The 26,281-nt window shown below is 65.5% G+C and carries 24 protein-coding genes and 1 pseudogene; 9 read left to right on the top strand and 16 right to left on the bottom strand.

Going from position 1 to position 26,281, the window contains the following annotated elements; translation table 11 throughout:
• Positions 1–99 precede the first annotated feature (99 nt).
• Together rpsA and J7E83_RS17070 are read right to left on the bottom strand one after the other, a co-directional pair.
• Positions 100–1,575: a 30S ribosomal protein S1 gene (gene rpsA, locus J7E83_RS17065; RefSeq protein ID WP_214964646.1), complete on the bottom strand. Its 1,476-nt coding sequence runs from the start codon at positions 1,573–1,575 to the stop codon at positions 100–102.
• 213 nt (positions 1,576–1,788) lie between these two features.
• Positions 1,789–3,084: a GNAT family N-acetyltransferase gene (locus J7E83_RS17070; RefSeq protein WP_311379746.1), complete on the bottom strand. Its 1,296-nt coding sequence runs from the start codon at positions 3,082–3,084 to the stop codon at positions 1,789–1,791.
• A gap of 155 nt (positions 3,085–3,239) precedes the next feature.
• On the opposite strand from J7E83_RS17070, the gene J7E83_RS17075 reads away from it, so the two are divergent.
• Together J7E83_RS17075 and J7E83_RS17080 are read left to right on the top strand one after the other, a co-directional pair.
• Positions 3,240–3,722 carry an SRPBCC family protein gene (locus tag J7E83_RS17075; protein WP_214964650.1) on the top strand — a complete coding sequence of 161 codons (483 nt, stop codon included), beginning with the start codon at positions 3,240–3,242 and terminating at the stop codon, positions 3,720–3,722.
• Positions 3,719–4,039 carry a metalloregulator ArsR/SmtB family transcription factor gene (locus tag J7E83_RS17080; RefSeq protein ID WP_214964652.1) on the top strand — a complete coding sequence of 107 codons (321 nt, stop codon included), beginning with the start codon at positions 3,719–3,721 and terminating at the stop codon, positions 4,037–4,039. The genes J7E83_RS17075 and J7E83_RS17080 overlap by 4 nt, the downstream gene beginning before the upstream one ends.
• Before the next feature lie 72 nt (positions 4,040–4,111).
• On the opposite strand, the gene J7E83_RS17085 is transcribed toward J7E83_RS17080, so the two are convergent.
• Together J7E83_RS17085 and polA are read right to left on the bottom strand one after the other, a co-directional pair.
• A complete protein-coding gene (locus tag J7E83_RS17085; RefSeq protein ID WP_214964654.1) occupies positions 4,112–4,735 on the bottom strand; it encodes a DUF1349 domain-containing protein in 624 nt (207 codons plus the stop codon).
• 37 nt (positions 4,736–4,772) lie between these two features.
• Positions 4,773–7,415 (bottom strand): DNA polymerase I, encoded by a 2,643-nt coding sequence (gene polA / locus J7E83_RS17090; RefSeq protein ID WP_251044026.1) that lies wholly within the window; start codon positions 7,413–7,415, stop codon positions 4,773–4,775.
• A 214-nt stretch (positions 7,416–7,629) separates the two neighbouring features.
• Here polA and J7E83_RS17095 point away from each other — a divergent pair, with 214 nt between their 5' ends.
• Positions 7,630–8,106, top strand: coding sequence for a hotdog fold thioesterase (locus J7E83_RS17095; RefSeq protein WP_214964658.1), 477 nt, complete (start codon positions 7,630–7,632; stop codon positions 8,104–8,106).
• Positions 8,107–8,137: 31 nt separating this feature from the next.
• On the opposite strand, the gene J7E83_RS17100 is transcribed toward J7E83_RS17095, so the two are convergent.
• From J7E83_RS17100 to J7E83_RS17130, 7 genes are all read right to left on the bottom strand, one after another.
• Positions 8,138–8,701 carry a dihydrofolate reductase family protein gene (locus tag J7E83_RS17100; protein ID WP_214964660.1) on the bottom strand — a complete coding sequence of 188 codons (564 nt, stop codon included), beginning with the start codon at positions 8,699–8,701 and terminating at the stop codon, positions 8,138–8,140.
• Positions 8,702–8,757: 56 nt separating this feature from the next.
• Positions 8,758–8,979, bottom strand: coding sequence for a hypothetical protein (locus J7E83_RS17105; protein ID WP_214964661.1), 222 nt, complete (start codon positions 8,977–8,979; stop codon positions 8,758–8,760).
• On the bottom strand, positions 8,976–10,193 hold the full coding sequence (locus tag J7E83_RS17110; RefSeq protein WP_214964663.1) for an inorganic phosphate transporter: 1,218 nt from the start codon (positions 10,191–10,193) through the stop codon (positions 8,976–8,978). Before J7E83_RS17110 ends, J7E83_RS17105 begins: the two co-directional genes overlap by 4 nt.
• Before the next feature lie 152 nt (positions 10,194–10,345).
• Positions 10,346–10,855, bottom strand: coding sequence for an HAD domain-containing protein (locus J7E83_RS17115; protein WP_214964665.1), 510 nt, complete (start codon positions 10,853–10,855; stop codon positions 10,346–10,348).
• Positions 10,856–10,873: 18 nt separating this feature from the next.
• Positions 10,874–11,557 carry a hypothetical protein gene (locus tag J7E83_RS17120; RefSeq protein ID WP_214964667.1) on the bottom strand — a complete coding sequence of 228 codons (684 nt, stop codon included), beginning with the start codon at positions 11,555–11,557 and terminating at the stop codon, positions 10,874–10,876.
• A 58-nt stretch (positions 11,558–11,615) separates the two neighbouring features.
• Complete coding sequence (locus J7E83_RS17125; RefSeq protein ID WP_214964668.1) at positions 11,616–12,866, bottom strand: FAD-dependent oxidoreductase; 1,251 nt, start codon at positions 12,864–12,866, stop codon at positions 11,616–11,618.
• The gene (locus J7E83_RS17130) at positions 12,859–14,154 is read right to left on the bottom strand and encodes an aromatic acid/H+ symport family MFS transporter (RefSeq protein ID WP_214964669.1); all 1,296 of its coding nucleotides are present in this window, start codon (positions 14,152–14,154) and stop codon (positions 12,859–12,861) included. The genes J7E83_RS17125 and J7E83_RS17130 overlap by 8 nt, the downstream gene beginning before the upstream one ends.
• Positions 14,155–14,202: 48 nt before the next feature.
• Here J7E83_RS17130 and J7E83_RS17135 point away from each other — a divergent pair, with 48 nt between their 5' ends.
• From J7E83_RS17135 to J7E83_RS17150, 4 genes are all read left to right on the top strand, one after another.
• On the top strand, positions 14,203–15,000 hold the full coding sequence (locus tag J7E83_RS17135; protein WP_214964670.1) for an IclR family transcriptional regulator: 798 nt from the start codon (positions 14,203–14,205) through the stop codon (positions 14,998–15,000).
• 136 nt (positions 15,001–15,136) lie between these two features.
• Positions 15,137–16,270, top strand: a complete 1,134-nt coding sequence (locus tag J7E83_RS17140; RefSeq protein ID WP_214964671.1) for a cupin domain-containing protein — start codon at positions 15,137–15,139, stop codon at positions 16,268–16,270.
• Positions 16,267–17,103, top strand: coding sequence for a fumarylacetoacetate hydrolase family protein (locus tag J7E83_RS17145; RefSeq protein WP_214964672.1), 837 nt, complete (start codon positions 16,267–16,269; stop codon positions 17,101–17,103). The genes J7E83_RS17140 and J7E83_RS17145 overlap by 4 nt, the downstream gene beginning before the upstream one ends.
• Positions 17,103–17,861, top strand: coding sequence for a maleylpyruvate isomerase family mycothiol-dependent enzyme (locus J7E83_RS17150; RefSeq protein WP_214964673.1), 759 nt, complete (start codon positions 17,103–17,105; stop codon positions 17,859–17,861). Before J7E83_RS17145 ends, J7E83_RS17150 begins: the two co-directional genes overlap by 1 nt.
• Positions 17,862–17,883: 22 nt before the next feature.
• Here the strand turns inward: J7E83_RS17150 and J7E83_RS17155 are convergent, their stop codons facing one another.
• Positions 17,884–18,315: a VOC family protein gene (locus J7E83_RS17155; protein WP_214964675.1), complete on the bottom strand. Its 432-nt coding sequence runs from the start codon at positions 18,313–18,315 to the stop codon at positions 17,884–17,886.
• A 160-nt stretch (positions 18,316–18,475) separates the two neighbouring features.
• Here J7E83_RS17155 and J7E83_RS17160 point away from each other — a divergent pair, with 160 nt between their 5' ends.
• A complete protein-coding gene (locus tag J7E83_RS17160) occupies positions 18,476–19,096 on the top strand; it encodes an L-threonylcarbamoyladenylate synthase (RefSeq protein ID WP_214964677.1) in 621 nt (206 codons plus the stop codon).
• A gap of 5 nt (positions 19,097–19,101) precedes the next feature.
• On the opposite strand, the gene ligD is transcribed toward J7E83_RS17160, so the two are convergent.
• A complete protein-coding gene (ligD, locus tag J7E83_RS17165; protein ID WP_214964679.1) occupies positions 19,102–20,124 on the bottom strand; it encodes a non-homologous end-joining DNA ligase in 1,023 nt (340 codons plus the stop codon).
• A 97-nt stretch (positions 20,125–20,221) separates the two neighbouring features.
• Here ligD and J7E83_RS17170 point away from each other — a divergent pair, with 97 nt between their 5' ends.
• Positions 20,222–20,899, top strand: a complete 678-nt coding sequence (locus J7E83_RS17170; protein WP_214964688.1) for an alpha/beta family hydrolase — start codon at positions 20,222–20,224, stop codon at positions 20,897–20,899.
• Between the two features lie 8 nt (positions 20,900–20,907).
• Here the strand turns inward: J7E83_RS17170 and J7E83_RS17175 are convergent, their stop codons facing one another.
• From J7E83_RS17175 to hrpB, 3 genes and pseudogenes are all read right to left on the bottom strand, one after another.
• Positions 20,908–23,088 (bottom strand): elongation factor G-like protein EF-G2, encoded by a 2,181-nt coding sequence (locus J7E83_RS17175; protein ID WP_214964690.1) that lies wholly within the window; start codon positions 23,086–23,088, stop codon positions 20,908–20,910.
• Between the two features lie 153 nt (positions 23,089–23,241).
• Positions 23,242–23,394 (bottom strand): hypothetical protein, encoded by a 153-nt coding sequence (locus J7E83_RS17180; protein ID WP_214964692.1) that lies wholly within the window; start codon positions 23,392–23,394, stop codon positions 23,242–23,244.
• Positions 23,395–23,546: 152 nt separating this feature from the next.
• Positions 23,547–26,205 (bottom strand): annotated as a pseudogene (gene hrpB / locus J7E83_RS17185) (ATP-dependent helicase HrpB).
• Positions 26,206–26,281 lie beyond the last annotated feature (76 nt).

Consider the following 26,281-nt stretch of genomic DNA (forward strand, 5'->3'; position numbering starts at 1 on the left):
AATTACGCATTTCCGTCCAGTGGGCCTGGCGTTAAGCACAACGGGCCCCTGCTTTCGCAGGGACCCGTTGTGTTGGCCCGGAAGCCGGGCCAATGGCGACTAAGCGCCGGTCAGCTTCTCACGCAGTGCTGCAAGAGCCTCGTCCGAAGCAAGCGTGCCTGCACCGGTCTCGGCAGCAGCCGGCTCGGAGGAGTAGCTTGTGGTGCCGGAATCGCTGTCACCGGACGTTGCAGCTGCAGCGTCGTCGGCAGCGTGCTGGGTAACCTGCTTCTTGTGTGCTTCCCAGCGGGTCTGGGCGTCAGCGTACTGCTGCTCCCAGGCTGCACGCTGGTTCTCGTAGCCTTCAAGCCACTCGTTGGACTCCGGGTCGAAGCCCTCCGGGTACTTGTAGTTGCCTTCTTCGTCGTACTCAGCGGCCATGCCGTAGAGAGCCGGATCGAATTCGGTGCTCTCGGCGTCGACACCCTCGTTGGCCTGCTTGAGGGACAGCGAAATACGGCGGCGTTCGAGGTCGATGTCGATGACCTTGACGAACAGCTCGTCACCAACGGAGACAACCTGCTCGGCCAGCTCAACGTGGCGCACGGCGAGCTCGGAGATGTGGACCAGGCCTTCGATGCCGTCTTCGACGCGAACGAACGCACCGAACGGAACGAGCTTGGTGACCTTACCCGGAACAACCTGCCCGAGGGCGTGGGTGCGGGCGAAGGTCTGCCACGGGTCTTCCTGCGTAGCCTTGAGCGACAGGGAGACACGCTCGCGGTCCAGGTCGACCTCGAGAACCTCGACGGTGACTTCCTGGCCGACTTCGACGACCTCGGACGGGTGGTCGATGTGCTTCCAGGACAGCTCGGAAACGTGGACCAGGCCGTCTACGCCGCCCAGGTCCACGAAGGCACCAAAGTTGACGATGGAGGAAACGACGCCGGGACGGACCTGGCCCTTTTCCAGCTTGTTGAGGAACGTGGAGCGGACCTCGGACTGGGTCTGCTCGAGCCAGGCACGGCGGGACAGCACAACGTTGTTGCGGTTCTTGTCCAGCTCGATGATCTTGGCTTCGATCTGCTGACCGATGTACGGAGCAAGGTCGCGCACACGGCGCATCTCGACGAGGGATGCGGGCAGGAAGCCGCGCAGACCGATGTCGAGGATAAGACCACCCTTGACAACCTCGATGACGGTACCGGTGACGACACCGTCTTCTTCCTTGACCTTCTCGATGTCGCCCCAGGCGCGCTCGTACTGAGCACGCTTCTTGGAGAGGATCAGGCGGCCTTCTTTGTCTTCCTTGGTGAGCACCAGGGCTTCGACCTGATCGCCAACGGAGACGACGTCTCCGGGATCAACGTCGTGCTTGATGGAAAGCTCGCGGGAGGGGATGACACCTTCGGTCTTGTAACCGATGTCGAGCAGAACTTCATCGCGGTCGACCTTGACGACGGTACCTTCGACGAGGTCTCCGTCGTTGAAGTACTTGATGGTGGCGTCGACTGCTGCGAGGAAGTCCTCAGCGGTACCGATGTCGTTAATGGCGACTACGGGGGTACCGGGCTTCTCGGTGGAGGTGATGGTCATGTAGTAGGGGCTCCGTTGTGGATAGTTAGTCGGTCAGGTAAAACCACCATGCCCGCGTTATGGAACGCAGGCACGGGCATCGGCACACCGCGCGGATGTGCCGGGTCATCCTGATTTTGTGGATTAGTGTTTCTCTAACTGCAGAGAAACGTGCACGTAGTACACGCCCGTTTATTCTAGTCGCAGCGGCCAACGTCGGTCAAAAGCGCCTGCTCAGAAGTGGGTAAGGCAATGGGTGGGCCGCTCCACCGCAAACATCTGCCGTGCCTTGAACGCCGCACCGTGGAAGTTCTCACGGATCCGGCCGGCTGCCGTGAGGGTTACGGGACAGACGGCGCCCAGGTAGATCGATGACAGCGCCGAGACGTCCAGGGTCAGGTCCGCCTTCCCCTGCGGCGTCTCCGTCACGACGGCCTTGCCGCCGCTGACTTCCAGGGCAAACGTTCCAGCTGTCAGGTCGAGCGGATCGAGCACTTCCAGGACCAGCCGTCCGTCCACTGGATAATGCCTTGCCTGCAGGGCCTTTGGGACATCCAGGATACGCAGCCACAGCATGTCCCTGCTGTCGGAGGAGTCGATGCAGCGGGGGTCCCCGAGCGCCCAGGTGAGCGGGTCATCCAGCGGCGCCTCCTCCCAGGTCACGCGCTCGACGAGGTCAATGGCCCCCAGGAACTGCCAGAGCTCCAGGTAGGCCTCATTGGTGGCGGCTACCAGGTCCACCACCTGGACGGTGTAGGGCGTGGTGTCCCAGCCGAGGAACTTGTAGGACACATACCCGTCGACGTCCCCATCCGGCCCGTAGTGCAAAGCCACCTTGACGGCGGGATCTTCCTTGCCGTCCCGCCCGAGGGAACCTGACGCCACCTGGCGGTACCACTCCTGCCGCCCGATGGAGCCAGGGGTCTGCCGGTGCACCCGGTCGAAGATGTCCGGGGCCAGGTCCAGCAGCACCTTGGGCTCGGCGATGTCCACGGTACCCACTGCCGCGTGGCTGATGCCGAACCGGGCCGTGGTGTCTACCTTCACGGTGCGTTCAAAGCTTGCCACGCCGTAGCCGAACCGTCCGTAAATTGTTCCTTCCGATGCGGTCAGGGCAGCCATCGCCAGACCGTCCTTGCGGGCCAGTTGCAGGTCCTCGGACATCATGCGCCGCAGCAAACCCCTGCGTCGGTGGGGGGTGCGTACAGTCACGGCGGTGACCAGCTGGGCTTCCAGCATTCGCCCGAATCCGATGTTAAGGGTCTTGCGCAGCGTGCCGAAGGTGGCGACGGGCACGGCGGACGGCAGCGATCCCGCGGCCACTTCACGGGTCTGGTAGGCACCGGTAAACATGCGACGGTCTGCGCTGTAGGTGTCAAGGGATTTTGCTACATGCTCAGGAGTCCGTGTGGATTCGTGGAAGCCGAAGGCAACGGCCTTGAGCCACGATTCGGCCTCCGCATAGCCCGGTTCGCCCATTGATACCGCGCCGAAGCGCCGGATTTCGTAGTCCCCACTCAGATCATCCACACCGCTGAGCCTAGCCAATGCGCGGCAGGGATGGCCAGCGCGGACCCATCTTGCGGGTGGGACGTGCTGCATCCAACTGCAACTCATTGGTTGCATTCTGAGCGATCGCATGCAACCATGAAGTTGCACCATTCAAACTGAAGGGAAAGATGACAATGACAACTACCGCAAACCAGCCCTCCGTCGTCGACATCGGCGAATTCGTCGTGAAGCGCACCATTAGTGTCGCGGCACCCATCGAAAAAGTCTGGGCCGCTGTTACGGAGCCCAAGCACATCGCGCAATGGTTCGGTCAGGGGGCTGAGCTCGACGAGGTAGCGGTCGGTGGCCGCGGCCTTTTCTCCTTCGAGGGCTACGGCGATGTCCCGGTGCGGATCGAGGAGCTCGATCCGCCGCGGATGATCGCCTACCGGTGGAGCAATGAGTTGAACAACGTGGATGATCCCAGCCAGCTGGACCCCGAGCACTCGACGGTGTTCAGGTTCACCCTGGAAGCCGTCGACGGCGGCACACAGCTCACAGTCGTTGAAGCTGGCTTCGGCGCCCTTGCGGACCCAACCGGCAGCATGGAGAGCCACCGCGGGGGCTGGGACTCGGAATTGGACGAGCTGGCCGCGTACCTCGAGGGAGGGTCGTGACCACAACCGGCACCCTCGTTCCGGTATTTGCCGCGCTCGGCGACGAGACCCGGTGGAACATCCTGGCGGCGCTCGGCGAGGGCGACGCTTCGGCGTCGGCCCTCGCGGCCCGGTTCCCGGTCACCCGCCAGGCAATCGCCAAGCACCTCACAGTGTTGCAGGGGGCCGGACTCGTCGAATCCTTACGGGTTGGCCGCGAGCTGCGTTACCGGGTGCTCGGCGCGCAGTTGAGCGAGACCGCGAGAAAGCTGGACCGCATCGGCGCCGAGTGGGATCGGCGACTGGCAGCGATCAAGCGCATTGCCGAGGATCTGTAGCCCGCGCAGAGTCCCGCAGGGTGGGGTCAGGCCGGTGGCCGGTATCGGCCACCGGCCTGACCCCAGCGGCGCCTAGGAGCCGTCCCTGACCTCGGTCAGCGTCTTCGTGTCGAAAGCGATGTTGCTGAATGTCGCCGTCGTTCCATCCCCCGACGGAGACTGGGCCACAAATCCTATTTTCACTGTTTCCGGGGCCGGATCACCCAAGGCGAAATAACGGACCATGTTCCAGCGTTCGCCGTCGGTTGAGGCGTGCAGGGCGAAGGCCGGGCCCAGGCGGGAGATCCGCAAGTACGTGCCCGAACCGTCGATCGGCCAACTGTCGCAATCGTCTGATTTGCCGTCCCTGGTGACCACTGAGACCACCCGCGTTGTTCCACTTGGATCCAGCTCGGCACAGAGTTTGAACCAGTTATCCGGGTCGACATAGCCAATCAGCACTCCGGAGTCGAAGTCGCTGACAAACACGGGGCTCACGAAGGCGCTCAGCCGGAAGTCGCCGCTGATGGGTGCAACAAACCGCTCTGCATCGGCCGTGCCTGGCGCCCCGACCGGGTCAAGGAACATATCGGCCCCGGCGTCAGCGGTCAGGACCAGCCGCTTCCCGTCAAGGAGCGGACTGGTCTTCGATGGCGGCCCTTCGCCGACCAGGGGGAAAGGCAGGGATACGATGTCCAGGGTTCGAGGGTTGTTCACCAGCCAACCCTATCCATTCCGCCTTGTTCCACCAGGCCTAGTGGCCGGCGTCGTACCACGTGGTGCCGACGCCGATCTGGACGTCCAGGGGCACACTGAGGTCCGCAGCCGAGCCCATCTGTTCGGTCACGAGCCTTTCCACGGCTTCCCGCTCTCCGGTGGCCACTTCAAGCACCAGCTCGTCATGCACCTGCAGGAGCATCCGTGACTTCAGTCCCTGGACCTGCAGCTCATGATGCACGCCAAGCATGGCCCGCTTGATGATGTCCGCCGCGGAACCCTGGATAGGCGAATTCAAGGCGATGCGCTCCGCGTTTTCGCGAAGCTGGCGGTCGGTGCTGGTGAGGTCCGGGAGGTAGCGGCGGCGGCCCTCGATGGTGGCCGTGTAGCCGTCAACGCGTGCCTGGTCCACTACGCCGCGCAGGTAATCGCGGACAGCGCCGAACCTGTCGAAGTAGTCCTTCATCAGGGTCCGGGCCTCGTCCACCGAGATCTCCAGCTGCTTCGAGAGCCCGAAGGACGTCAGGCCGTAGGCCAGGCCATAGGACATCGCCTTGACCTTGGACCTCATGGCGCTGGTGACCTCCTCGGTAGGCACATGGAAAATGTTGGAGCCCACGAAGCGGTGGAGGTCCTCCCCCTCCTTGTACGCCTGGATCAGTCCCGCGTCCCCCGAGAGGTGAGCCATGATCCGCATTTCGATCTGCGAGTAGTCAGCGGACAGCAGGCACTCATAACCGTCACTGACCACAAAGATGCCGCGCACACGCCGGCCTTCCTCGCTGCGGATGGGGATGTTTTGCAGGTTGGGGTTGTTCGAGGAGATACGGCCCGTGGCAGCAACGTTCTGGGCGTAGGTGGTGTGGATCCGGCCGTCTTCGGTTACGGATTTCTTGAGCGTCTCAAGCATCTGGCGCAGCTTCGAGGATTCCCGGTGCGCCATCAACTGAACCAGGAATTCGTGTCCCGTCTTTTCCAGCAGGTTCTTCAACGACGCCGCGTCGGTGGTGTAGCCTGATTTGATCTTTTTCGTCTTGGGCAGCTGGAGTTCGTCGAATAGGACTGTCTGCAGCTGCTTGGGCGAACCCAGGTTCACCTCGTGGCCGATCGCGGCGAAGGCGAGCTCCTGAGCATTGTCAATGACCTTAGCGAGATCGGCCAGCTGCTCGTCCAGGCGTGGCATGTCGATCGCGATTCCGGCCAGTTCCATGTCTGCAAGCACCCGGCTGACCGGAAGCTCCAGGGTGGAGAGCAGGTCCGCGGCCTTGCGTTCCGCCAGTTCCGATTCGAAGAAACGGCTCAGGGCCTGGACCACAGCGGCCGCCTGGACCAGTGCCCCGGCAGCGGCGGCGTCGTCGCCGTCGAACGACAGCTCGAGCTGGCCGGCCTTCGCGGTCTCGGAGGAGATGCTGATATTGAGGTGGTGCTGGGCCAGCTCGGCGAGTTCGTACGTGCGGCGGTCCGGCTGGATGAGGTACCCGGAAACTGAGGTGTCGTCCACCACCCCTTCCAGGGCCAGGCCACGGCTGGACAGGGCCTTCAGGGCAGCCTTGTAGCCATGCAGGACCTTCGGGGCCTGCCCGTCCCGCAGCCAGTCCGCCAGGACGTTCTCGGCTGCGGCGTCCTGGGCGGCGAGGTCGATATAGACGGCGGCGCCGTCACGGACGATGGCCACCGCGGCGGCGTCTTCGCCGATCCTGCCGGGCACCAGGTCAACGGCGACGGCGGAACGCTGCCCGGCTCCTGCCTCAAGGAACGCGCTCAGTTCGGCTGAACCGGAGGGCGTCACGTAGTCCGGTACGTCTATGGTCTCCCGCTCAGCGGACTCCACTTCGTCGCTGCCGTAGAGGGCGAAGAGGCGGGTACGGATGGTCTTGAATTCCAGCTCGTCGAACAGCTGCTCCAGGGCGGCCTGGTCCGGACGAGGTTCCGCAAGGTCGTCGAGGGTTACCGGGAGCTCAAGATCGGTGTGCAGCCTGTTCAGCCGCCGGTTGCGCTTGACGTCCTCGACGCTTTCGCGGAGGGCATCCCCAACCTTGCCGCCGATCGCGTCGACGTTTTCCAGGACTCCTTCGAGCCCGCCGTAGAGGTTGATCCATTTGGCTGCCGTCTTCGGCCCCACCCCCGGGATGCCTGGGAGATTGTCCGCCGACTCCCCCACCAGCGCGGCAAGATCGGAGTACTGCGGCGGTGTCACAAAATACTTCTCCTGGATGGCAGCAGCGTCCAGCCGGGGAATATCGCTGACCCCCTTCCGGGGATAGAGCACAAAGACGTTGTCGGTGATGAGCTGGAACGCGTCGCGGTCGCCCGTGACGAGCAGTACCTCATAGCCTGCCTTCCCTCCCATGGATGCGAGCGTTGCCAGGATGTCGTCCGCTTCGTAGCCGGGCATCTTGATGGTCTTGATGCCCCATGCGCCCATGACCTTGTCGATGAGGTCGATCTGGCCGCTCATCTCGCGGGGCGTCTCGTTGCGGCCGCCCTTGTAATCGCTGTACTCGGCCTTGCGGTGCGTTGTCTCGTCCGAGACATCGAAGGCTACGGCGATGTGGGTGGGCTTCTGTTCCTTGATCAGGTTGATGAGCATGGACGTGAATCCGTGGATCGCGTTGGTGTGCTGCCCGTTGGCGGTGGAGAACTTGTCCGCCGGGAGGGCGAAGAACGCGCGGAAGGCCATGGAGTGCCCGTCCAGCACCAGGAGGCGCGGCTGGTCCGTCAGGGGAACGACGGGAGCTTCCGTGGCTGAAACCGATCCGCCGGCTGGCGGTGGAACCGTCACATCCTGCAGGGCAGCGTCATCCTGCAGGGCTGCGTCGTCCTGGAGGACGGCTGTTTCGGACGGAAAGGGGGCCGGTTTGGTAGTTTCACTCACAGGTGCCAGCCTAGTTCCCATGATGGACAATTTCACGCCGGGCCCCTTCACCGACGAGCTGCGTACCGCCGGCATTCCGGACCACCTCCACGATTGGCTGGGCGCATTTGGCGTCGGAACCCTGGTGGTGAAGATGGGGATCCGCTTCCTCGAGATGAGCCCGGAACGGACGGTCGCCACCATGCCGGTGGAAGGCAACACCCAGGTCGCAGGCATCCTGCACGGCGGCGCACACGTGGTGCTGGCTGAAACCCTGGGATCCTTTGCTGCGGGCATGCACGCAGGGGCAGGCCGCCACGCCCTGGGCATCGAGGTCAGCGCCACCCATCACCGCGCCATTGCCGGCGGAACCGTAACGGGGACGTGCACTGCCATCCATCTGGGACGCACCGTGGCAACGCACGAGATCGTCATGACCGACGAAAAGGGGCGCAGACTGTCCACCGCACGGATCACCAACCTGCTGCGAGACAACGACGCCACTGCGGCGGGCTGATTGCCGGGTCCAAATTCAACCGGCGGCGCCTTCAGGCGCCGGCTGCACCGGCCTTCGAGCTAAACGCATAACGCAGTTCCACAATCCCCCGTCCCAAGGTGCGCGAGGCGGTCAACTCAAGTGGCGGCGTCGGGCCTTCCAACGGCAGCAGCCGCTTTCCGTCCCCAAGGACCACCGGGATGACTGAGACGATGAGCTCGTCCAGCAGCCCGGCGTCGGCGAACTGGGCGGCCAGGTTGCCGCCGCCCACCACCCACACGTTCTTGCCCGCGGCGTCGTCCTTGAAATCCTGGACAAATTCGCGGACGTGGCCGCGCACGAAAGTGACGTCCGATCCGGGCGGTGCGGCATGCTCATGGCGCGTGAAGATGTAACAGCGCGTTGAAGGGTAGGGCCAGTTTTCCGGCTCGTGCTCCATCAGCCAGGCGAACGTTTCCCCGCCCATAACGATGCAGCCCACGCCGTCCATGAACGACTCGTAGCTTTCCTTGCCACCCTCGAAGCCGTCAAACTGCAGGAGCCAGGCCAGGTCATCGTTCGCGGTGGCAATGAAACCGTCGAGGGATGAAGCCACAAAGTACTGGATACGGGACATGAGTCCAGCCTAGCCAAGGGCCTGGGCGGTGCCCAGAAGCTGAACCCGCCGCCGGGCTACTTGCTGAAGTACGGGATGATCAGGTACAGCCCGTACAGCACGGCCAGGCCGCACAACCCGAAGCAGACGTACGCCAGTGACCGCGTCAGCCGCGGCGAGGCCTGCTCCGCGTCGCCGGCAATGGCCGTAAGCCGGACGGCGAATGAGTACAGGACCACCACGGTCACTGCGGCGACCAGGGTTGCGCCGCCCACTGTCAGGAGTTCCAACCACTTCATCGCTGAGTATCCTTCGGCTTGTTCGCTTTTGCCCTGGCCCGGGCAAGGGCTTTCTTCTTGGCGAAGCGGACGGCCTGCCCGGCTTCCTCGACCTCCACGGCATTGTGGTGGCCCACGTCCGACTTACGGGAATAGAAGAACATGAACAGCACGGCGGCGGTGCCGACGACGGCGGCGATCACCACACCCACCACGCCCGTCTTGACGAGCAGCGCCGTGAGCGCGCCGACGATGCCGGCAGCGGGGAGCGTGAAGAGCCATCCCAGCGCGATCTTGCCCACCATGTTCCAGCGCACGGTGGTGCCCTTGCGGCCCATTCCCGAACCGATGACCGAACCTGAGGCCACTTGAGTGGTAGAAAGCGCGAAGCCCAGGTGCGAGGACGCGAGAATGGCGGAGGCCGTGCTCGTCTCGGCGGCGAAGCCCTGTGCCGGCTTGACCTCCGTGAGCCCCGATCCCATGGTGCGGATGATGCGCCAGCCGCCGGCATACGTGCCGACGGCGATCGCCAGGGCACAGGCGGCAATAACCCAGAGCTGCGGACCGGTGCCCGTGGGCTGCGTGCCTGCAGCGATCAGGACCAGCGTGATGATGCCCATGGTTTTCTGCGCGTCGTTGGTGCCGTGGGCCAGCGCCACGAGGCTGGACGTGAAGATCTGCCCGGTGCGGAAACCGCCGCGCTTCTGGGTGAGCTTACTGCCCGTCTCCGGGTCATGACGTGCGGTCAGGGCATAGGCGAGACGTGTGCAGATGTAGGCCACAGCGCCAGCAATGACCGGCGCAAAAACAGCCGGCAGGATGACTTTCTGAAGCAGGACCTCCAGATTCACGGAGCTGAAGCCGATGCCCGCAATAGCTGCGCCGATCAGCCCGCCGAAGAGGGCATGGGATGAGCTCGACGGGAGCCCTTTAAGCCAGGTGATCATGTTCCACAGAACGGCCCCCATCAGGCCTGCAAAAATGATGTCCGGGGTGATCTGGACACCGCCGGACCCTTCCCTGATGATGCCGCCGGAGACAGTCTTGGCCACCTCCGTCGACAGGAAGGCGCCCACCAGGTTCAGAACGGCCGCGAGCGCCACTGCAGTCTTCGGTTTGATGGCACCGGTGGCGATGGGCGTAGCCATCGCGTTGGCGGTGTCATGAAAGCCGTTCGTGAAGTCGAAAAATAGTGCCAGTGCGATGACCAGCGCCACCATTAAGGTGATATCCACCTGTTGCCCAATCTGCAGAGTCGACGTTCAGCAGTTTCTTTCTCCGCCTGTCTTGCACAGCATAATTCACCCGGTGTTCGGGTGGAATGACCTGTGGTTGTTTACAGAACCGGCTTGAAACCTTATCGATCGTACGCGTCCCGGGCATGAGGTCAAAACACCGGCTGTTCCAGGAATGACCGGACAGAGGAGAGCTCACGGGGCGAGATTCCCCGCCGCGGATCGGGGGACACGAGGAGTATGCGCCGGCCCAGGAACCTGGCCCATGCTTGGGCCTCCTGTTCAAAACGGAGCTGGTCGTCAATCCACACCAGGGCGTCGGGACCGGAGGCAGCCACGTCTTCCTGGATTGCGCGAAGTTTCCACCAGCCTTCTCCCGTCGTTTCGCCGTCGGCGGTCAGGTAGGGCCAGTGGCCGGCGTGGAGGTCAATTGCCGGGCAGAGATATTCCGGCGCCAGGTCTTCCCAGCTGGTGAGCCACACGCACCGCAGCCCTGCCCGACTGGCAAGGCTGTTCAATCCGTCAACCAGCTCCTGCGCGAAGGCCACGGAGAGCAGCCCGGCGTTGGCGAACCGCCACTCAGAGCCCCACTCGCTCTCGCCTACGGGACCGAATGGACAGACCACGCCGTCCACGTCCAAGTAGAGGGAAGCCCTGGTCATGGCCACTGCCCTGGCGGGTCAGCGCTGAGGGAAGTCCGAGGAATGGCCGGTGTCCAGCATCGGCGCGACCCTTTCCTCGAGGGCGGCTACGGTTGCGTCCGGGAGGACGATGAGACCGTCAAGTTCCCGGCGGGCTCTCTTGTACGCGGCCTGCCGCTCGGCCGGTGTGGCGGCGTCATTTTCAGCGAGCCGCAGCAGTTTCCGGGCGGTAGCCAGCCGCTCACGTTCCGGCCCGGAAAAGTTGGTGTCCCTGATCCGCCGGGCTTCCCGCTCGGCAACTGAGAAGGCCACTTCAAAACTGTTGACTGCTGCCCGGTAGGCCTCAAGCCTCGAGGGGGCGGCCAGGTCTTTGGCCGAGGGAGGCCGCAATCCGTCCGCCTCCCGCTTGGCCCGCAGGAAGGCCACGGTCAGCGGTTCGCGGACATCAGTCATGAGCGGAAAATCGATGAGCTTGCCGACGTCCAGTTCATAGTCCAGCCACCGCCGGTTCACCGCATCGTGGGCGGACATGAGCGACTCCACCTCGGCAAGGGCCACCTGTTCGGCCTGCACCGAATGGTTCCGGAGCCGGTAAAGCTCCACCCTCCGCTGGTGCCGGCGTTCAGTGGCCTTTTGCCACGACCGGGCCCAGCCGCCCATCAGGCCGCTCAGGGGGAAGACCAACCACCAGTTATGGGCCAGGAAATCGAAGAGGGGCTGCACGCTTCCATCGTCGCACCGCGTGCAGCCCACCTCAAGGACGGGCCACACCGTGAGGGCCTCAGGCCGAAAGCAGCGCGGTCCGCGTATCGCTGGGCTTTGCCGGTGTTCCCGGCTGGTCCACGCCGTAGAGCCAGTCGTTGTACTGGTAGTCGCCGTCCTTCCGGCTCTTGAAGAGCAGGTTCCGCAGGGTCCGCGATAGTCCGGAGACGTGCCAGGACTCGCCCCAGATGCGGGCCGTGCGCTGGACGCGGGCGGTTCGGGCGGCGCGCCGGGCGTTGAACTCTCTGATTGCCCTGTCCCAGGCGCCGGTGTCCACGCCGCCGTCGGTGAAGACAGTCCCGCGGCTGACATCCTGGAGAACAGCTGCGTCTTCGAGAGCCTGGCAGGCACCCTGGGCAAGGTACTGCAGCATGGGGTGTGCGGCATCGCCCATCAGGACCAGCCTGCCGGCCACCCAGTTTTCGATCGGGTTCCGGTCGTACATAGGCCAGCGGACGCCCGTGGCCAGGTTCTTGAGGGCGTCCTGGACCGCAGGCACGCAATCCTTGTAGGCGGCCTCCAGCTCATCCACGCCGCCGTATTGCTCCTCGCCCCGCTCAAAGGAAGGGGATTTGAAGACGGCAACAGTGTTGAGCAGTTCGCCTTTGCGGAGCGGGTACTGCACCAGGTGGCAGTCCGGGCCGAGGTAGACGATGACGTCCTCGAGGTCGGCCGTGGGAGTTTCCGCGGTGATGGGAACGGTTCCGCGGTAGGCAACGTACGACGACGAGACGGGGCCGTCCTGGGCAACAGCGGACCGGAGGGTGGACTTGAGCCCATCGGCGCCGACCACAACGTCGGCCTCATACACTTCGCCGCCTGCCGTGTGTGCTACGCCGCGGCCGTTCACCGTTTCCACTGACTCCACCATGACGTCGTTGACGAGGCGGACTCCGGCGTCCTGGCAGGCCTCGAGGAGCACCCGGTGCAGGTCGCTGCGGTGAATCACGACGTAGGGCGCGCCGTAGCGCTCCACGAACTCGCCGCCGAGCGTCTGGCGGGTCAGCTCCTCACCGGTAACCGCGTCGCGGAACACCAGGTGCTTGGGTTGGACGCCGACTTCGAGCGCCTTCTCCAGGAGGCCCCAACGCTTGAGGACACGTGAAGCGTTGGGTGCCATCTGCAGCCCTGCGCCGACCTCGCCGAATTCCGGGGCACGCTCGACCAGGGTCACGTCGGCACCGTTCTCGCGGAGGGCCAGGGCGCCGGCCAGGCCGGCCATTCCACCTCCGATAACGAGGACATCGGTGGACACTTTGGGGTCAGACATTGTTGTCTCCTACTCCGGTTGGGGTTTTGGACGTGATTTTGATGCTGATGGCGCCGAGCAGGATGGCTGCGACGGCGGCTGCCGCGGCGAAGGCGAGGAAGTTTGAGCTGACGCCCAGTCCGGCTGCCAACAGCAGCCCTCCGGCCTGCGGCGCCGCAACGGCGCCGATCCGGCCAACGCCGAGCGCCCAGCCGAGGGCGGTGCCCCGGAGGTGCGCAGGGTAGTGGCTGGCCACGGCCGCGATGACCAGACACTGGGTGCCGTGCGTTCCGACTCCGGCCAGGACCAGCATCAGGTAGACCACCGTGACTGGCGGCCCGGCGACGAGGACCCCCAGGGCGACGGCGGCGACGGCGGCTGCCGCTATGGCGGCCGGCACCGGTCCAAAGCGGGTACCGGCCCAGGCAGTGATGACGGAGCCGGCCACCGCACCGAGGTTCAGGGCAAGTGCAAAGGTCAGGGCCGATCCTAGGTTGTATCCGGCCAGCTGCATCAGGTTGGGCAGCCACGTACCCAGCCCGTACCAGGCGAAGAGCGTCACCAGCGTGGCGAAGGCATACAGGAGGCTCATGCCAAGGAACGGGGCCCGGAGCAGGGAACCGAAGCCGGCAGGTTCCTTGGCCTGGTCACCGGCACGCACCGGGGACAGTGTCTCGGGCAGGTAGCGAAGACCCAGCGGAATGACAACGAGCAGTGCCAGGACCGCGATGAGGAACATCGCAGGCCAGCCGAAAGCGGGAATGAGCGGAATGCCCGCCGACGCTGCAATCGAGCCACCGATCGGAACGCCGGACATCATCAGGGTGGCAATGGTGGACCGCCATTTTGCGGGCACCAGTTCGGCCACCAGCGCGTTGGCCGACGGAACCAGCCCGCCCAACCCAATGCCGGCCAGCAGCCGTAGTCCGCCGAAGACGGGGGCGTTCGGAGCAAAGGCGCAGAGGATGGTAAAGATCGAGAACACGATTGCGCATCCGAGGATCGTCCGGCGGCGCCCGAAGGCGTCGGACATCCTGCCGGCGAAGATGGCGCCGATCATCATGCCCAGGAAAGCCATGGAACCGACGGTGCCGGCGGTAGCTTTGGTCAGCCCCCAGCCAGTGTCATTGATGAGCGAAGACTGCACGGTGCCATAGACAATGAGGTCATAGCCGTCAAAGACGACCAGAAGCCAACAGACAAGGACTGCAATAGAGGACTGCCTGGTGAACCGGGAGTTGGCCGCGGCCGGACGGGTCACGCCGTCGAAGGGCCGCTCCGGCGCTGCAGCGGAAGTTAGGTGATTCATTCCTCCACTGTCGTGGACCCCACACGGACCGGCCCATATAATTCTGTCATGCAGAACTTGCCGGTCCACAAGAAGCCCGCGTACTCCATCGAGGCGGTAGACAACGCATTGCAGCTGCTGCAGCTGTTGCGCGATGGCGGGAGCCTGCGTCTCAAGGATGCAGCCCGGGAGCTCGGCGTTGCGCCCTCCACCGCGCACCGGCTGCTTGCCATGCTGGTGTACCGCGGCTTTGCGGTCCAGGACGAGTCCCGGCGGTACGTGCCTGGACCCGCGATGGGCGGAGGACCGGCAGGCGTCAGCTGGACCCGCCTGCTCCGGGAAGTGGCCCGGCCCCACATGGAGCTGTTGTGCTCCCGCGTCAATGAAACCGTCAACCTCATGATCCGGGTGGGAACCAAGGTCCGGTTTCTTGAGACAGTGGAGAGCACCAGCGTGCTCCGCGTGGGTGACCGGCAGGGAACGGTCCTTCCCGCCAACAAGGCTTCCGGCGGCAAGGCGATGCTGGCCGAACTGGAGCCCGCCATGATCGAGCAGCTGTTCCGCAGCCAAAACGCGGGGATCGGCGGTGACAACATTCCCGACGCCGAGTACCCCGCCTTCCTGCGCGAACTGGATATGGTCCGCAGCAACGGCTTTGCAGCCAACTTCGAGGGCACCGAAGAGGGCATCAGCGCCTTGGGCATGGCCTTGCGCAACCGAAGAGGCGAAGTGATTGGGGCGCTGAGCGTTGCCACCCCCACGGGCAGGTTCCGTGGACTGTTCGACGCCGGACTCGTTGGCGTCATGCTGGAGACCCGGCGACAGCTGGAGATCGACATTGCGGCGAACCCGGCAGAGGAAGACTGACAGCCAGCCCCTAACCTGGCGGGGCGCAAGCCGTCGCACAAATTCTGGTGTACAGAATTTGATGGGGATTTAGTTGAAGTTGTTCCTAGAGTCTGTGGTACGCCCTATCGCTATCCGCACTCACCGAGGAGGCCCCGTGTCCATCAGCGCCGGGAACACGACCCACGATTCAGTTGCCGCAGGCCTTGCCGTTCCGGAGCCGACGCGTGAAGAGGCCATGCAGCTTGAGCAGCTGTACCGGGATTTCGAGAGCGGCAACCTGATCCCGTTGTGGACGGAGATCGCGGATCTGATGCCGATGGTCCCCTCCCCCAAGGCCGTGCCTCACATCTGGCGTTGGAGTGACCTCTACCCGTTGGCCGCCCGTGCCGGAGATCTGGTTCCGGTGGGCCGCGGTGGGGAGAGGCGGGCCATCGCGTTGGCGAACCCGGGCCTGGGTGGTACTCCGTATGCGACGCCGACCTTGTGGGCCGCAATCCAGTACCTGGGCGCCCACGAGACGGCGCCGGAGCACCGGCATTCACAGAACGCCTTCCGCTTCGTCGTTGAGGGCGACGGCGTGTGGACGGTGGTCAACGGCGATCCCGTGGCGATGCGCCGCGGGGACTTCCTGCTGACTCCGGGCTGGAACTTCCACGGCCACCACAACGACACCGACCAGCCGATGGCCTGGATCGACGGGCTGGACATCCCGTTCGTGCACTACGCGGACGCGGGGTTCTTCGAGTTCGGCACTGAACGAGTCACTGATGAGGCCACCCCCGACATTTCCCGGTCAGAGCGGCTGTGGGCACACCCGGGCCTGCGGCCACTGTCGGGCCTTGATGACACAACAAATTCGCCCATCGCCGCGTACCGGTGGGAACACACCGACCGGGCTCTGGCCGAGCAGCTGCTGCTGGAGGATGAGGGCCACCCGGCGACTGTGTCCCAGGGCCACGCCGCCGTCAGGTACTCGAACCCGACCACGGGCCGGGATGTGATGCCGACCATCCGGGCGGAGTTCCACCGGCTCCGCGCCGGCGCCTCGACTCCGGCCCTGCGGGAGGTTGGGTCCAGCGTCTGGCAGGTCTTCGAAGGCACCGGCACCGTGGTGCTCAACGGCGAGGCCAAGGAACTGGCCAAGGGCGACCTGTTTGTCGTCCCCTCCTGGACCGAATGGTCCCTGCAGGCCGGAACGGAATTCGATCTGTTCCGGTTCAGTGACGCCCCGATTTTTGAACGCCTGAACTTTAACCGCACCTATATCGAAGGACGCAACACCCGATGAGACTCCTCACCCTCCGCCTTCCCGCACGGGAGACCACAGAGACCGTGGCGGTCCGCCAGGACGGCGGCACCCTGACCGAGATCGACGGGTTCGCCGACGTCGGGGCCCTGCTGCAGGACCCCGCCTGGGCAGAAAAAGCGCAGGCTGCCAGCGGCGCCACGCACCCACTGGACGGCGCGGACCTCGCCGCCGTCGTGCCCTCTCCGGGGAAGATCATCTGCGTGGGCCACAACTACCGCAACCACATCAAGGAAATGGGGCGGGACGTCCCGGAGTACCCCACCTTGTTCGCCAAGTACGCCGAGTCCCTGATCGGGCCCCACGATGACCTGGCCCTGCCGCAGGAATCAGACACGGTGGACTGGGAAGCCGAACTCGCCGTGATCATCGGCAAAAAGGGCCGCCGGATCAGCGAAGCCGACGCCAAAGACCACATCGCCGGGTACGCCGTGCTGAACGACGTGTCGATGCGGGACTACCAGTTCCGCACCGTCCAGTGGTTGCAGGGCAAAACCTGGGAGAAGTCCACCCCGTTCGGGCCCGCCCTGGTCACCACCGACGAATTCAGTGCCGGCCCGCTGATGACCTCCGCCGTGGACGGCGAAACCATGCAGCAGACCCCCACCTCCGACCTCGTGTTCACCCCCGAATTCCTGGTCTCCTACATCTCCACGATCATCACCCTGAACCCCGGCGATGTGATCGCGACCGGCACCCCCGGCGGAGTGGGCCACGCCCAGGACCCCAAACGCTACCTCCAGGAAGGCCAGCTCCTGCTGACCACCATCGAAGGCCTGGGCCAGCTAAGCAACCGGGTCATCAAGGAAGCCTGATGGCCGCCCGCACCGACCAGACGGGGGACCCCAAACTGCTCGAGCAGCTGCTCCAGGCCCGTCGCGGCACCGCATTCTTCGCCCGGAAACTCAACGAACTCACCGACGCCGATCTGGACGGCGCATCGCTGCTCCCCGGCTGGACCCGCCGCCACGTCGCGGCGCACATCGGCTATAACGCCCGCGCGATCGCGCGGCTCATCGACTGGGCCGCGACCGGGGTCGAGACCCCCATGTACGCCTCCCCGGAGGCACGAAATCAAGAAATCGAATTCGGCGCCACGCTTTCCCCAATCGCTCTCCGGAACCTGTTCGACCACTCCGCCGTGCACCTGAACGTCGAATGGCGGGACCTGCCCCCCGATGCCTGGCACCACAAGGTCAAAACCGCCCAAGGCAGGGTCGTCCCGGCCGAGGAAACCGTCTGGATGCGCACCCGCGAAGTCTGGGTCCACGCCGTCGACCTCGACAGCGGCGCCACCTTCGAAGACATCCCCGCACCAGTACTCGAACGGCTCCTCAAGGACATCACCACAGCCTGGGCAACCCGCGGCACCGACGCCGGGCTCCTGGTCCGGGTGTCTGGTCAGGAGGCAAGGCAGGAATCTGGCGATTCCCGTGCCGATGGACCGGTGGCTGTTTCGGGCCGCCTCGCCGGTGTGGTCCAGTGGGCCACGGGCAGGGGCACCACGGGCGTCACCGCCACGGAGCGAAGCGCCCCGTTGGACGAAATTCCGGCAGCGCCGAAGTGGATCTGAGCCTCTGGGCCGGCCTAACTGGCTAAGAGGTGGGGGGTGCCTGCCCGCTGTTGACATTGACCAGCCACGCGACGCCGAACCTGTCGGTGCACATGCCGAAGATGTCCCCCCAGGGGGCCTGTTCCATCGGGACCGTCACGGTGCCGCCGTCGCCGGCCAGCTTGTCCCAATAGCCGCGCAGTTCACCCTCGTCGTCGCCGCTGAGGGAGACCGAAATGGTGTTCCCCGGCGTGTAGTCCATGGAGTTGGGGGTGTCCGCCCCCATCACCACCAGGCCCTGGGTGGTGGTCAGCATGCCGTGCATGATTTTGTCTGCCTCCGCGGGGTCCTCGCTGGCCTGGAACTCACCGAACGTGCTCAACGCCAGTTCACCACCGAAAACCGTCTGGTAAAAGTTCATCGCCTCCCGGGCGTTGTCGCGGAAGCCAAGGTAGGGATTAAGCGTCGTAGGCATGGCCTGTTCTCCTTGTTGTGCGGGACGGAAGGGGGAAGGACAGTCAACATACTGCCGCAAACAGGTCCTCGTTGATAGGGGTCATGGCAGCGGGTTTAGTTCGACGGCGGGCGGCCTGCCTTGCGTGCGCTATCCCCCTGCGGGCCGTAGGCTCGTGGGCATGGCCAGATACTTTGACGTTCACCCTGAAGACCCGCAGCCGCGCGCCATCACACAGGCCGTGCGCATGGTCCTCGACGGCGGGCTCATCGCGTACCCCACGGACTCCTGCTATGCACTAGGGGCGCAGTTGGGCAACAAGGACGCACTTGACCGGATCCGGACCATCCGCAAACTGGACAGCAAGCACCACTTCACGCTCGTCTGCAAGGACTTCGCCCAACTGGGGCAGTTTGTGAACATCAGCAACGACGTCTTCCGCAGCATCAAGGCTGTCACGCCCGGCAGCTACACCTTCATCCTGCCGGCCACCAAGGACGTTCCGCGCCGGCTCCTGCACCCGAAGAAGAAAACGGTTGGCGTACGCATCCCGGATAACCGGGTGGTGCAGGCGCTGCTGGCCGAGCTGGGCGAACCGCTGCTCTCCAGCACCCTCCTGCTTCCCGATGAAGAAGATCCGCTGACCCAGGGGTGGGAGATCAAGGAGCGGCTCGAGCACGAGGTGGATGCCGTGATCGATTCCGGCGACTGCGGGGCCGAGCCCACCACTGTGATCGATTTCTCGAGTGGTGTGGCCGAGGTGGTACGCCGCGGCACCGGTGACCCGTCCCGCTTCGAATAACCTGGCTAGTCCTGCTTGCGGGCCCGGCTTGGCTGCACCCGCGGTGGTTCCCCGGGCATCTTCGGATAGTCGGGCGGGAAGGGCATCTCAGCCAGGCCATTCTTGACGTCCCGCTCCCACCATTCCAAGAGGGCATCGATGGTACCGGGGTTTGCGTCCATGCCAGCCCACGGATCCCCCACCGTCTTGAGGCGTTCGGGCACCGTGAGGATGGTGAAGTTCTTGGGGTCGACGCTGCCCAGCTCGTCCCACGTGATAGGGCAGGACACCGGTGCGTGGGGCAGGGCCCGGGGGCTGTAGGCGCCGGCGATGGTCCGGTCACGGTTGGCCTGGTTGAAGTCCACGAACACCCGCTGGCCCCGTTCTTCCTTCCACCACGCAGTGGTGACTTTGTCAGGCATCCGCCGTTCGAGCTCCCTCGCCGCGGCGATCACCGCGTGGCGGACGTCCAGGAACTCCCGAGTGGGTTCAATGGGTGCGTAGACGTGAAGCCCCCGGTTTCCGGACGTCTTGATGAAGGTGTTCAGCCCTGCCTCCGCCAGCACCTCTTTCAGCGCCACTGCGGCGGGGACGGCATCGTCGAAGTCCGTCCCGGGTTGCGGATCCAGGTCGATGCGCAGCTGGTCCGGATTATCTGTGTTTTCTGCGCGTGAAGGCCACGGGTGGAACACGACGGTGTTCATCTGGACCGCCCATACGGCCGCGGCGGGTTCGTCCAGGACAAGCTGCGGGTGCGAGCGCGCACTCGGATAGACCACCTTCACTGACCTGACGAAGTCAGGCGTTCCCTTGGGCGGGTTCTTCGAGAAGAACATCTCTCCGTCGATGCTGTCCGAGTACCTCTGCAGCGAAACGGGCCTGTCTCCGTTTGCAGCGATGAAGGCCTCCCCTACTTCGGCAATGTACCGGGCCAGGTCCAACTTGGTGAGCCCCAGTTCCGGCCACATGACCCTGCTGGGACTCGAGATGCGCATCTCGCGCTCGCCCTGGGGGCCCTGGACAGAGAGTGTGGTGTGTTCGCTCGCCATGGAGACAACCTACCCCGCGCCGCCCGTCGCGTCAGTACCTTGGCCGTTCGGAGGCCCGCCAGGGAGGCCCGCCAGGGCGATCCGGCATCATTGAGTCATGACCGTTACCGAATCCCCTGTCACTATCACTGTCGGCGATCTCGAAGTCTCCGCGGCTTATGGCCGGCCGGACAATCCCTTCGCCACGCTTGTGGTGGCGCACGGAGCCGATACGGGCATGGAACATCCGTTCCTGGGCGGCTTTACCCGCGCACTTAACGACGACGGCGTTGCCACGTTGCGCTTCAATTTCCCCTACCGCGAAGCGGGCAGGAAGTTCCCGGACCGGCCGCCGGCTGCCATCGCAGCCTGGCGGGCCGCCCTTGATGCTGCCGCCCGGCTGGGTGAAACCCACGGAGACAAAGGTCCCGTCTGGGCAGCTGGCAAGTCCTTTGGCGGGCGCATGGCGTCCATGGCCGTAGCAGAAGGGATGGACGCCAGGGGGCTGGTCTACCTCGGGTATCCGCTGCACCCGCCGGGAAAGCCGGAGAAACTTCGGGATGAGCACCTGTACGGGCTGACGGTGCCTATGCTGTTCCTGCAGGGCACCCGCGACACCTTCGCCACCCCGGAACTGATGGAGGGGGTGGTTTCCCGGATCGGTCAGTCCGCCGTGCTGGAGTGGGTGGACGGCGGTGACCATTCCTTCGCCGTCGCAGGAAAGAAGCGCAACGCAGAGGAGATCGGCGCATCACTGGCTTCCCCGGTCGCGCGCTTCATGCGCGCCCACGGCTGATGTGGAGATCAGGTGTTGGCGGCACCCGCGGTCGCGCTCGCAGGCACCGGCTCGTGGCGCAGGTAGCTGCGCCGGAAGTGGCCGGTTCCGGCCGTGAGTCCACGTAGCTGAACGGCGTAGCGCAACAGCTCGCCGTCGGGCACCTCGGCGATGACCGCCGTGCGTTCCCCGCCTGCCGACGTCGTTCCTGTCACCCGCCCGCGGCGGGACGACAAGTCACTCATGACGGGGCCGACGTACTCGTCCGGAGTGGTGACGGTGACAGACGACACGGGTTCCAACAGCTGGATGCGGCCAGCGGCGGCCGCCTCCCGCAGGGCCAGCGCGCCCGCCGCCTGGAAGGCAGCGTCTGACGAGTCGACGCTGTGTGCTTTGCCGCCGACCAACGTCACCCTGATGTCCACCACCGGGAACCCTGCCGACACGCCCCTCTGCATTTGGGCCCGAACCCCTTTCTCGACGGAGGGTATGTAGTGGCCGGGAACCACCCCGCCGACGGTCTTGTCGACAAACTCGAACCCTGCGCCGCGCTCCAGGGGCTCGACTTCGATGTCGCAGATCGCGTACTGGCCGTGGCCCCCGGATTGCTTGACGTGCCGTCCGTGGCCGGAGGCTGGTGCGGCGAAGGTTTCCCTCAGCGGCGTGACCACCGGAACAGTCTCCAGTTTCACCCCCTGGTCCCGCAGCCGGTCCAGTACCACTTCACCATGGGCCTCCCCCATGCACCACAGAATCAACTGGTGCGTTTCGGAATTACGTTCCACGCGAAGCGTCGGATCCCCGGCCGCCACCTTCCCCAGGCTCTTGGCCAGGGCATCTTCGTCGCTGCGAGAGGCGGCTTCCACGGCTACGGGCATCAGCGGCTCGGGCATGTCCCAGGACTCCACAAGCACCGGGTTCTCCTTGGCAGAAACGGTGTCGCCGGTCTCGGCGTTGGCCAGCTTGGCAATCGCGCAAATGTCCCCGGCGATGCAATATGGCACCGGCCGGAGGCTCGCACCAACCGGTGAGTAAAGGTGGGTGAGGCGTTCGTCGCTGTCGTGGTCCTCATGGCCTCGCTCGGACAACCCGCGGCCGCCGACGTGTACAGCCGAGTCCTCCCGCAGGGTGCCGGAAAAGACCCGTACCAGGCAGACCCGTCCCAGGAACGGGTCGATGGTTGTGCGGACCACCTCCCCGGCCAGCGGGCCCGCCGGGTTACAGGTTAGGGGGCCGGCCGGAGTCCCGGCGAGGTCTGTCACTGCTGGCAGGGCGCTCTCCGCGGGCGTTGGGAAGGCTCTGGTCAGCATCTCCAGCAGTTCCGTTATGCCGAGTCCAGTCTCCGCCGCGCTCGCAAGTACTGGAAAGAAGGACCCGCGGGCCACTGCCGTCTCCAGGTCATCCACCAGGACGTCGACGTCGATGTCCTCGCCGCCGAGATAGCGGTCCATGAGCGTCTCGTCTTCGCTCTCCGAAATGATTCCTTCGATCAGCGTTCCGCGTTCGGCCTCCGATGCTGCGAGCTCCTCCGCCGTGGCTTCCCGCGCTCCCGGCGCCGGTGCTCCACTGGTGTAGTCCGAGACCTTCCCGGACAGCAGGCCGAGCAAACCGGTGATGGCCTGCCCGGTGCGCACCGGGAGATAGGCAGGCATCACCGAGTCACCGAAGGCGCGCTGGCATGCGGCGACCGTCGCCTCGAAATTTGCGCGCGGATGGTCGAGCCGGCTGATCACGACAGCCCGCGGCACACCCACCAGGTCGCATTCAGCCCACAGCGCTGTGGTTGCCGCATCGATCTCGTCCAGGGCGGACACGACGAAGAGAGCCGCATCCGCCGCCCGCAGTCCGGCGCGGAGCTCACCGGTGAAGTCCGCATAGCCGGGCGTGTCCAGGAGGTTCACCTTGATGCCATCGAACACCAGCGGGGCCAACGACAGGACGACGGAGCGCTGCTGGTGGATCTCGGACGGTTCCGCGTCGCTCACCGTGCTGCCGTCTTCAATTGATCCCATCCGGGATATGACACCGGTGGCGGCCAGCAGGGCCTCAAGCAGCATGGTCTTCCCCGCGCCCGAGTGGCCCACGAGCGCAACGTTGCGGATCTTATCCGGGGCATCGGCCTGGACCGCCGCCGAGGCATCAGTCCGCCGGAGATCGGAACTGCCGCGGCCCGGAGCCTTGCCTCGGGCATTGGCGCCTTTCATGGACATGGCCATCTCCAGGTGTACTAGTCGTCAGCCGCCACGCAGCCTTGGTAAGACGATTCGACACCCTGAGGCGACTGGACAGCAATAGGCAGAGCCATGCCATCGTGAAACCGGGACCGGCCTTGAGCCGGCGGAATGCAGCCCGCGCGCTGTCGGCTAAGCGGCGTCCTCGTGCCACCAGCCTTCCCAGGCGGCGGAGGTCAGTTGCCCTGTGGGGAACCCGGTCTTGCCGTTCTTCCCGCTGTACGAATGGTTGTCGCCGTTTCGGCGGGCATCAAGCAAGAGGTTAAGGCTGTTCAATAGCAACATCTTTGCGTCCTTCCAGATTATGTGTGGACGTCGTTGTCCAAGTGATCAAGAGCCTAACGGGGAGTTGTTTCAGCACATCGACGCCACGTTTCATCTGTGTATCGGAGTTCTCACCCGGCATCGAAACCCGATCAAGGTTTCCCTTCCCGGGGTCACTTTCGCCCGCTGGTCCGTGCGGTCGGGGGTGCAGTCCAAGGGTCTTCGGGCCAGGGATGCTTGGGATACCGGCCCCTCATCTCGGCCCGGACCTGCCTATAGGGTCCGGACCAAAAGGACGCCAGGTCGTCCGTCACGGCCACGGGACGCCGGGCCGGAGAGAGCAAGTGGAACAGCACCGGCACCCGCCCGCTGACCAGCCGTGGCGTCTCTGCCCAGCCGAAACACTCCTGCAGCTTGACCGCCACCACAGGGCGGCCGTGGCTGACTGCATAGTCGGACACGTCATAGTCGGACAAGTCAGGGTAGTCGATTCTCACCCTCGAACCGCTGGGCACTTCAAGCCATTCGGGTGCCAGCTCCCCCAGCCGTTGCGGCGGGCCACGGCAGCAGCCGCCGCAGCGGATCGGTGAGGTCGATTGCACTCGTGGAGGCGCCGCCCGCCAGCGCCTCCAGCTCCGGCCGCAGCCACGTGTCCAGCCGGGCCAGCAGCGCCGGCTCGGAAACGTCCGGCCAAGGGTCGCCGAGTTCCCGGCGCAGCAGGGCGAGGCGGCGGCGCAGGGCATCCGCCGCCGTCGACCATCCGATCGTTCCCAGCCCTTCACTTTCCAGTGCGCGGGCGACTGCGACGCGCCCTTCCTCGGCGGACGGCCGCACCGGTGTGGACGTCAGTCCAATTGCGCCAAGACGGCGATCCCGCCGGGCCATGACGCGGCCTTGATTGAAGCGTGCTTCCACGGTGTCGGTCAGCAAATGCCGGGCCGCTGCCTCAGCGGTGTCCGAAGTGATCGGGGCGGCGCCACGGATGACCGCCCCGGTCCCGGCAGCGTCGCGTCCCTGGGCCCGCGAAACATCCGCGACTGCAAGCCACTCATGCCCGGACAGGGAACTTCCGGCTGGCAAGCCTGCCCGGGTGCCTGACGACAACAGGTACCGCTCCGGCCCCTCGCCCGCGACGCGGCGCGCCACCCGATCCGGGAACGCCAGGGCGACGATGGCTCCCATGGCCTCCGCCCCCGTCACGGGAGCAGCAAAGACGGAATGTCCGGCGCCGGAAGCCTCCTGGCGTGCGATGTCCTCCATCCGCCGGACGTCGTCCAACCACCGACGGGAGGCCGGGTCGGTCCCGGACCGCAAGGTTGCGAGGAGCCTCGTGAGATCTGCCCCGGGCGCACGCTGGTCCCCCGAGACCACGGCGACGGCCTCCGCCGCTGTCCGGCGGCCCACCGCTGCCGCGCCGTCCAGGAGGGCGCGGGCCAGCCGTGGATCCGCCGGGACCCTGGCAAGGACCCTGCCAAGCTCCGTGGCGGAGCCGTCCGGACCCACGGCGCCCAGTTCCCGTAACACCTCCACTGCCTCCTCCATGGCCGGCCGCGGTGGGGAGTCGGGAAAAGCCAGCCCCTGCCCGCCAGGTGATCCCCAGCAAGCCAGGATCAGGGCGGCGCCCGTCAGGTCCGCCACCGTGATCTCAGGGGTCACATGGGCGGGCGCCGCGCCAAACGTCTTCTGGTCATAGCAGCGGACTACCTTCCCGGGTCCCTGGCGTGCGGCCCGGCCGGCCCGCTGCTCCGCCGACGCGCGGGAGCAGGAGACGGTCACCAGGCCGGACATGCCGCGGCTGATGTCCCGCCGCGGTTCGCGGGTCAGGCCCGAATCGATGACCAGTCGCACGCCCGGCACCGTCAAGGAGGATTCCGCGAGGTCGGTGGTAACGATGATCCGGGGGCTCTCCCCCGGCCGGCGCCCGGACACGGCGCGGTCCTGTTCCGCAGGACTGGCCTGGCCGTGAAGCTCCAGCACCTCGGTACCGGAACCGCCACGGCTCCGCAGGCGGGAGGCGACCTGGGACACTTCCCAAGCGCCGGGGACAAACACCAGCGCGTCGGTTCCCGCACTGGACTGTGTATGCGCCGCCGCGGCGGTATCCGCCACGTGGTCAAGGAACCCGCGGCTCACACCCCTGCCGTCCAGCCGTGGCACCGCTGCCGGCGACCATTCAACGTCCAGGGGGTACAGTGCGGACGGACAGTCGACGACGGGAGCCGGGCCGCCGCCGTCGTGATTGCCAATAAGGGCGGCGAAGCGGGGCGCATCCACGGTGGCGGACATGGCAACCAGGGTGAGGTCGCCCCGCAGTTGGCGGACTTCGGCGAGCATGCCAAGCAGCAGGTCGGTCTCAAGGCCGCGTTCGTGGACTTCGTCGAGGATGACCGCGCCGATGCCCTCAAGCCCGGGATCGGCCAGCAGGCGGCGCAGGAGGATCCCGGGCGTGACGAACTCCACCAGCGTGCCGGCGCCCGCCTTGTGGTCCCCCCGGACTGTATAGCCGACGCGGTCCCCCATACGGCTGCCATCGAGGGCGGCAAGGCGCCGTGCCGCCGCTCGGGCAGCCACCCGGCGCGGCTGGGTGACCACAACGCGGACCTCCCCTCGCGGGCTCCGCATCGCCAGGTTGGCGAGCAAGGGCGGAACCAGCGTGGTCTTGCCCGTTCCGGGTGGAGCCTGCACCACTGCGGATCCCGCACGCCCTCCCGCTCCGAGAGCCGCCGTAAGGTGGGACAGTGAGTCCGTAAAGGCGAGGCCCGCCCCAATGGCCTCCAGATCGAAGGTTTCGTTCATGGGGAACCGATCCAGGGGGTTGCTCGGTGGCGTCATCCGTCCATTGTGCCCATAAAGCAGGTCTGCCTATCCAAGCCTGAAGGCCGGGATAGGCCAGACTGGAGATCATCGA

This window comes from Arthrobacter sp. ISL-48 (assembly GCF_018613805.1).
Taxonomy (GTDB): Bacteria; Actinomycetota; Actinomycetes; order Actinomycetales; family Micrococcaceae; genus Arthrobacter.

What these genes read in the sequence shown, in the direction of transcription:
- rpsA (WP_214964646.1), bottom strand. Translation starts at nt 1,575, where the DNA reads ATGACCATCACCTCCACCGAGAAGCCCGGTACCCCCGTAGTCGCCATT.
- J7E83_RS17075 (WP_214964650.1), top strand. Translation starts at nt 3,240, where the DNA reads ATGACAACTACCGCAAACCAGCCCTCCGTCGTCGACATCGGCGAATTC.
- polA (WP_251044026.1), bottom strand. Translation starts at nt 7,415, where the DNA reads ATGGCCTTCCGCGCGTTCTTCGCCCTCCCGGCGGACAAGTTCTCCACC.
- J7E83_RS17095 (WP_214964658.1), top strand. Translation starts at nt 7,630, where the DNA reads ATGATGGACAATTTCACGCCGGGCCCCTTCACCGACGAGCTGCGTACC.
- J7E83_RS17100 (WP_214964660.1), bottom strand. Translation starts at nt 8,701, where the DNA reads ATGTCCCGTATCCAGTACTTTGTGGCTTCATCCCTCGACGGTTTCATT.
- J7E83_RS17105 (WP_214964661.1), bottom strand. Translation starts at nt 8,979, where the DNA reads ATGAAGTGGTTGGAACTCCTGACAGTGGGCGGCGCAACCCTGGTCGCC.
- J7E83_RS17115 (WP_214964665.1), bottom strand. Translation starts at nt 10,855, where the DNA reads ATGACCAGGGCTTCCCTCTACTTGGACGTGGACGGCGTGGTCTGTCCA.
- J7E83_RS17125 (WP_214964668.1), bottom strand. Translation starts at nt 12,866, where the DNA reads ATGTCTGACCCCAAAGTGTCCACCGATGTCCTCGTTATCGGAGGTGGA.
- J7E83_RS17130 (WP_214964669.1), bottom strand. Translation starts at nt 14,154, where the DNA reads ATGAATCACCTAACTTCCGCTGCAGCGCCGGAGCGGCCCTTCGACGGC.
- J7E83_RS17135 (WP_214964670.1), top strand. Translation starts at nt 14,203, where the DNA reads ATGCAGAACTTGCCGGTCCACAAGAAGCCCGCGTACTCCATCGAGGCG.
- J7E83_RS17145 (WP_214964672.1), top strand. Translation starts at nt 16,267, where the DNA reads ATGAGACTCCTCACCCTCCGCCTTCCCGCACGGGAGACCACAGAGACC.
- J7E83_RS17150 (WP_214964673.1), top strand. Translation starts at nt 17,103, where the DNA reads ATGGCCGCCCGCACCGACCAGACGGGGGACCCCAAACTGCTCGAGCAG.
- J7E83_RS17155 (WP_214964675.1), bottom strand. Translation starts at nt 18,315, where the DNA reads ATGCCTACGACGCTTAATCCCTACCTTGGCTTCCGCGACAACGCCCGG.
- J7E83_RS17160 (WP_214964677.1), top strand. Translation starts at nt 18,476, where the DNA reads ATGGCCAGATACTTTGACGTTCACCCTGAAGACCCGCAGCCGCGCGCC.
- ligD (WP_214964679.1), bottom strand. Translation starts at nt 20,124, where the DNA reads ATGGCGAGCGAACACACCACACTCTCTGTCCAGGGCCCCCAGGGCGAG.
- J7E83_RS17170 (WP_214964688.1), top strand. Translation starts at nt 20,222, where the DNA reads ATGACCGTTACCGAATCCCCTGTCACTATCACTGTCGGCGATCTCGAA.
- J7E83_RS17175 (WP_214964690.1), bottom strand. Translation starts at nt 23,088, where the DNA reads ATGTCCATGAAAGGCGCCAATGCCCGAGGCAAGGCTCCGGGCCGCGGC.
- J7E83_RS17180 (WP_214964692.1), bottom strand. Translation starts at nt 23,394, where the DNA reads ATGTTGCTATTGAACAGCCTTAACCTCTTGCTTGATGCCCGCCGAAAC.